Below are 4,865 nucleotides of genomic sequence, written 5' to 3' on the forward strand. Positions count from 1 at the left end.
ACTGCTCGTCGGTGAACTGGCGAAATCGTGACTTCGTCTGTCCCATACGGCCACGGTCTCGCGGGTCACCGCTCAGCTATGGGAGACACGCCCTAAACGGGCCCTTCACTATGAAGGGCCACTAAACGATGCCGAGCTGTAGTTTCTGCGAACTCACCCTTCCCCAAATTTCCCCCATCTTCGAGGGCACGAGGGTTCTCCACCATGGTCTCGATCGTTCCAGCCTGTCCTGAGTGTCAGCTCGCCAGCGGAAATTCTTGATCAGACCTCCACCTGATCTCCACACAAATACGCGGGCGTACCGGCCAATGTGGAACTCGACCGGAAGACAGGGGCGCGGTATGGAGTGGGCGAGTGTAACCGTGGTGGCCATTGGCCTGGGCGTGTTCTGGGCCAGCGTGCTCTGCCTCATTGTCGCCCTGACAGGGACCGCTCCCCAGGCGTGAGACACCCAGGGACCAATCGATGGGTGAGCCGGGTTCAACCACCTACCCCACATACCCCATAGGTATAATTGGAGGTGTTCCAGTGAGCACCAGCAACGAATATGAAGAGGAGAAGATGTCTATCCAGCCTCGCAGTAACCTTCCGTTGGAAGCGATCGCTGAATCCTGCACGTGCTGCTCCACACCCAGACCCTCGGTGCCGATGCCGATCCACGGTCTCCAGACCGACCGCCACGCCCCGCACCCGGCGCCACCACCCCCCAGACACCGGCGGGCCACACGCTCGGGACTGAGAAGTAGCGAAGGACGATCGCGATGATGTGGAACAACGGGATGGGTTCGGGAATGGGCTGGATGTGGATCTTCTGGCTCTTGGTCATTCTGGGCACGGTGGTGGTCACCGTCGTCCTGGCGAAAGCGTTCACCGGCGGCCGGGGCCAGACCGGAGGGCATGAGCATGTCAAAACCGGGGAACGCCCGCGCCAGCCGCGAGAGATCCTGGACGAACGCTACGCCCGTGGAGAGCTAACCACCGAGGAGTACCGGGAGCGACTACACACTCTGGGCGAGGGACGGCAGTGAGCGAGCTGACCCGACGGCAGCTCCTCGCACTGGGTTTGGCAGGGGCCGGCACCGCCGCCGTGGGCGGGGCCGGCCTGTGGTGGACCGTCAGTGAGGGCAACACCACGAACAGTGGTGGCTTCTCCGACGGTGGTGACGACCTTCTCGAGCCGGACGTGGTGGCCAGTCGGGACGGTGTGCTCGATCTGGAGTTGGTCGCCGCCCCCGCCCGGGTCAAGATCGGCGGGCGAAACGCAAACGTGCAGGCGTTCAACGGCACACTCCCAGGCCCCACCCTGCGCGTTCGGGGCGGAGACACGATCCGAGTGGCGATTGCCAACGAACTCGACACCCCGACCAACCTGCACGTACACGGGTTGCACGTCTCCCCCGAGGGCAATGGCGACAACCCCTTCGTCAGCATCTCCCCCGGCGAGTCCTTCGACTACGAAATCGTCCTGCCAAACGACCACCCGCCCGGGACTTTCTGGTACCACCCCCACCACCACGGCCATGTCGCTGACCAACTGGCGGCCGGACTCTACGGAGCGATCGTTGTTGAGGACCCCGAGCCGGTCCCGGTGTCCCGTGAGCGCACCTTGGTCGTCTCCGACATCACCCTCGACGGCACTGGCAACCCGGCTGCCGCGTCCCCGCCCGAGAAGATGATGGGCCGTCAAGGCGAGATAGTGATGGTCAACGGCCAGGTTCGGCCCCGGGCCACCGCTTCGCCGGGAGAGCGAGAGCAGTGGCGGATCGTCAACGCCTGCCCGTCCCGCTACCTGCGCCTGACCCTGGATGGTCAGTCTCTGCGCCTGCTCGGCCGTGACACCGGCCGCCTACCCGAACCTGTCGACCTCACCGAGGTGACGCTGGCTCCCGGAAACAGAGTCGAACTCCTGGTGGACGCTCGCCAGGGCACCTCCACTCTGCTCAGCATCCCGGTGGACCGCGGCGCCATGCCTGGCATGATGGGCGGACCCATGGCCGGTGCGTTCCCGGCGGACGACGAGCCGATCGGTCTGCTCACGCTGGACGTGACTGGGCCCCCGGCGGACGAACCCGATCCCGTGCCCGCAGGACCGGCCCTGCGGGACCTGCGCACCGCACCGGTAACTGCCCGTCGAACCCTGGAATTCGCCATGGGCATGGGCATGGGCCGTGGGATGCGCGGAGCCGAATCGATGATGTCGTTCACCATCAACGGCCGACAGTTCGACGCCGACCGAAACGACATCACGGTTCGCGCCAGAACTGTGGAGGAATGGACCCTGACCAACACCAGCCCCATGGACCACCCAATGCACCTGCACGTGTGGCCCATGCAAGTCCTCGACGACGGCGAGTCACCCACCTGGCAGGACGTGGTCAACATTCCGGCCTTCGGCCGCGTCACCATCCGCGTGGCCTTCGACGACATCGTCGGCCGCACCGTCTACCACTGTCACATCCTCGACCACGAGGACCTCGGCATGATGGGCACGATCCTGGCCCGCTAAACTCGGCGCACCCGACCGCAAGCACACCGCCAACCCCGCCCGACGAGAAGAAAGTACGGTACCGCATGGATCGCAGCGCCCAGTCCTCGAACTCACTGACCCTCACTGGATCCGTTGCGCTCGGGACGGGGGTGATGATCGGGGCGGGCATTTTCGCCCTGGTAGGGCAGGTCGCCGAGCTGGCCGGGGGGTGGATGCCGTGGGCCTTCCTTGCCGGGGCAGTGGTGGTGGCCTTCAGCTCCTACTCCTACATCCGCTACTCAGCCACCAACCCTTCCTCGGGCGGAATCGCGATGCAACTCAAAGCCGCGTATGGACCCGGGGTCGTGGCTGGCTCGGTTTCGCTGTTCATGTACGTGTCGATGATCCTCGCCGAGTCCCTTCTCGGCCGAACCTTCGGTACCTACATGCTGCGACCGTTCGGGATGCAGGACTCCGACGTGTGGGTCCCGGTGCTGGCCGTCCTCGCCATCGCCGGCGCCGCACTGGTGAACCTGGTGGGCAACCAACTAGTGGAGCGCTCTGCCACGGTCACCGCAGCGCTCAAGATCGTCGGCATCGCGGTGCTGGCGATCGCGGGAATCCTCGCCGCGGGACTCTCCTCCCTGCCCCGGCTCATTACCGCCGCTGGACGCACGCCACCAGACCAGGGATGGGTGGGCTTTCTCGCCGGTGTCACCCTATGCATCCTGGCGTACAAGGGGTTCACCACGATCACCAACCACGGCGGGGATCTGAAGAACCCCAAGCGCAATATCGGCCGCTCAATCATTATTTCCATCGCCCTGTGCACGGCGCTCTATCTATTGATCACCGTCGCAGTCACTGCGAGCCTGACCGTGCCAGAGATCATCGAGGCCCGCGACTACGCACTGGCCGAAGCAGCCCAGCCGATGTTCGGCGACTGGGGCATGAGAATAACCGTGCTTATCGCGGTGGTCGCCACACTGTCTGGACTGATCGCGAGCCTATTCTCAGTCTCGAAGCTCTACGACATGCTCCGAGAAATGGGCCAAGCCCCGGGCCTGCCCGGCCGGCCAGGACATCAGTCGCTCTACATCACCGCCGGGCTGGCGATCGTGATGGCCGCCTTCTTCGACCTCTCCCAGATCGCCTCCCTTGGCGCTATCTTGTATTTGGCCATGGACATTGCCATCCACTTCGGGATCATCCGCCGTCTCAAAAACGACGTCGCCGCCAACTCCTGGATCCCGTTGCTCGCGATCATCCTTGACCTCGCGGTACTGGTGCCCTTCCTGCTCACCAAGAGCCAATCGGACCCGTTCACCCTCGTCACCACCGCGCTAGTGGCCCTAGCCATCGTCCTCGCCCAGTGGCTCGCCGTGCGACACCACCAACACCAGTGAGAACACAGAGCACACCAGAGACTCCAACCAACCCAGCGCGATTCAGGCCGCACGACGCGCGTCCGCTGAGCGCGTTGAGGCGCGCATCTCCCCACACTTGTGGCACACGCCGTACCGGCTTCACCGAACCTTCACGTGAAGGACAGTTCGTCCTTCACAAACACTTGGCAGATTGGGGGTGTACCGATCAATGGTCCCGTGCACTCGGGGCTGGATCGAGCACCCAGGAGGAAACGATGCAGGCGAGATGGAGTATCAACATCACCCCTATCGAAAGGGGCGCTCGCATCGTGTTGGGTCTTCTCGGTGTCGTTGGCGGAGGAATTCTGCTCAGCCAGGCGGACTCCACGGGCGCGGTGATCGTGGAGCTGTTGTTGATCGTGGCTGGTCTGGACCTGATCGTCACTGGTGGGACCGGGCACTGTCCACTGTACAAAAAATTGGGCCGCCTCCCGCTTCGGAAAGGACACCCCTCATGAGCGAGCAATCACCCCAGGAGCGACGGCGCCAGCCACTAGACGCGCCCCCTGATCAGCCCCCCGTTGCGGGGTCGGCTTCCCCCTACAGCGATGGGCCTCTGGAAGAGCAGTACCCGCCCGAGCCCTCGAAGCCCGGACGCTCCGGTCATCGTTGGATGATGCTCGCGTGTTGTGTCCCGATGCTCGTTCTTGTCGGGGTCCTGCTGGTGACCGGGGTCGCAGGCACCGGAGTGATCGTGTTTGGCGCGCTGTGCGTGGCGATGATGGGCCTGATGATGTTCGCAATGCCCGGTGGCCACGGCCATTAACCCGCCACTACACGCTCCTGGGATCCAATCGGCTCAGCATTGAACCGACCAGGAGCGAGCACGACGCGATTTCCAAGGCTGGAGGACACCGAGATGGCTGCAGCGGCCACTAGGGCGTGTCTCCCATAGCTGAGCGGTGACCCGCGAGACCGTGGCCGTATGGGACAGACGAAGTCACGATTTCGCCAGTTCACCGACGAGCAGT

Annotated in this window: 5 protein-coding genes; all 5 read left to right on the top strand. The window is 64.1% G+C overall.

The genetic code is table 11. The features are described 5' to 3' along the window. Window positions 1-761 precede the first annotated feature (761 nt). The 5 genes from ACIGGF_RS25260 (at window position 762) to ACIGGF_RS25280 (ending at window position 4,660) form a co-directional block, all read left to right on the top strand. A complete protein-coding gene (locus tag ACIGGF_RS25260) occupies window positions 762-1,028 on the top strand; it encodes an SHOCT domain-containing protein (RefSeq protein ID WP_003862069.1) in 267 nt (88 codons plus the stop codon). Further along, the gene (locus ACIGGF_RS25265) at window positions 1,025-2,506 is read left to right on the top strand and encodes a multicopper oxidase family protein (protein ID WP_096905124.1); all 1,482 of its coding nucleotides are present in this window, start codon (window positions 1,025-1,027) and stop codon (window positions 2,504-2,506) included. Before ACIGGF_RS25260 ends, ACIGGF_RS25265 begins: the two co-directional genes overlap by 4 nt. 65 nt (window positions 2,507-2,571) lie before the next feature. Beyond that, window positions 2,572-3,873 (top strand): APC family permease, encoded by a 1,302-nt coding sequence (locus ACIGGF_RS25270; protein ID WP_206499037.1) that lies wholly within the window; start codon window positions 2,572-2,574, stop codon window positions 3,871-3,873. A 236-nt stretch (window positions 3,874-4,109) separates the two neighbouring features. Further along, window positions 4,110-4,352, top strand: a complete 243-nt coding sequence (locus tag ACIGGF_RS25275; RefSeq protein ID WP_076599981.1) for a DUF2892 domain-containing protein — start codon at window positions 4,110-4,112, stop codon at window positions 4,350-4,352. Window positions 4,353-4,531: 179 nt separating this feature from the next. Further along, entirely contained in the window at window positions 4,532-4,660 is a 129-nt protein-coding gene (locus tag ACIGGF_RS25280; protein ID WP_256385638.1) for a hypothetical protein, read from the top strand. Window positions 4,661-4,865 lie beyond the last annotated feature (205 nt).

It is taken from the genome of Rhodococcus sp. NPDC078407 (assembly GCF_044542515.1).
GTDB lineage: Bacteria > Actinomycetota > Actinomycetes > Mycobacteriales > Mycobacteriaceae > Rhodococcoides.

Coding starts and splice junctions, on each gene's coding strand:
- ACIGGF_RS25280 (WP_256385638.1), top strand. CDS start 4,532: ATGCTCGTTCTTGTCGGGGTCCTGCTGGTGACCGGGGTCGCAGGCACC.
- ACIGGF_RS25260 (WP_003862069.1), top strand. CDS start 762: ATGATGTGGAACAACGGGATGGGTTCGGGAATGGGCTGGATGTGGATC.
- ACIGGF_RS25275 (WP_076599981.1), top strand. CDS start 4,110: ATGCAGGCGAGATGGAGTATCAACATCACCCCTATCGAAAGGGGCGCT.
- ACIGGF_RS25270 (WP_206499037.1), top strand. CDS start 2,572: ATGGATCGCAGCGCCCAGTCCTCGAACTCACTGACCCTCACTGGATCC.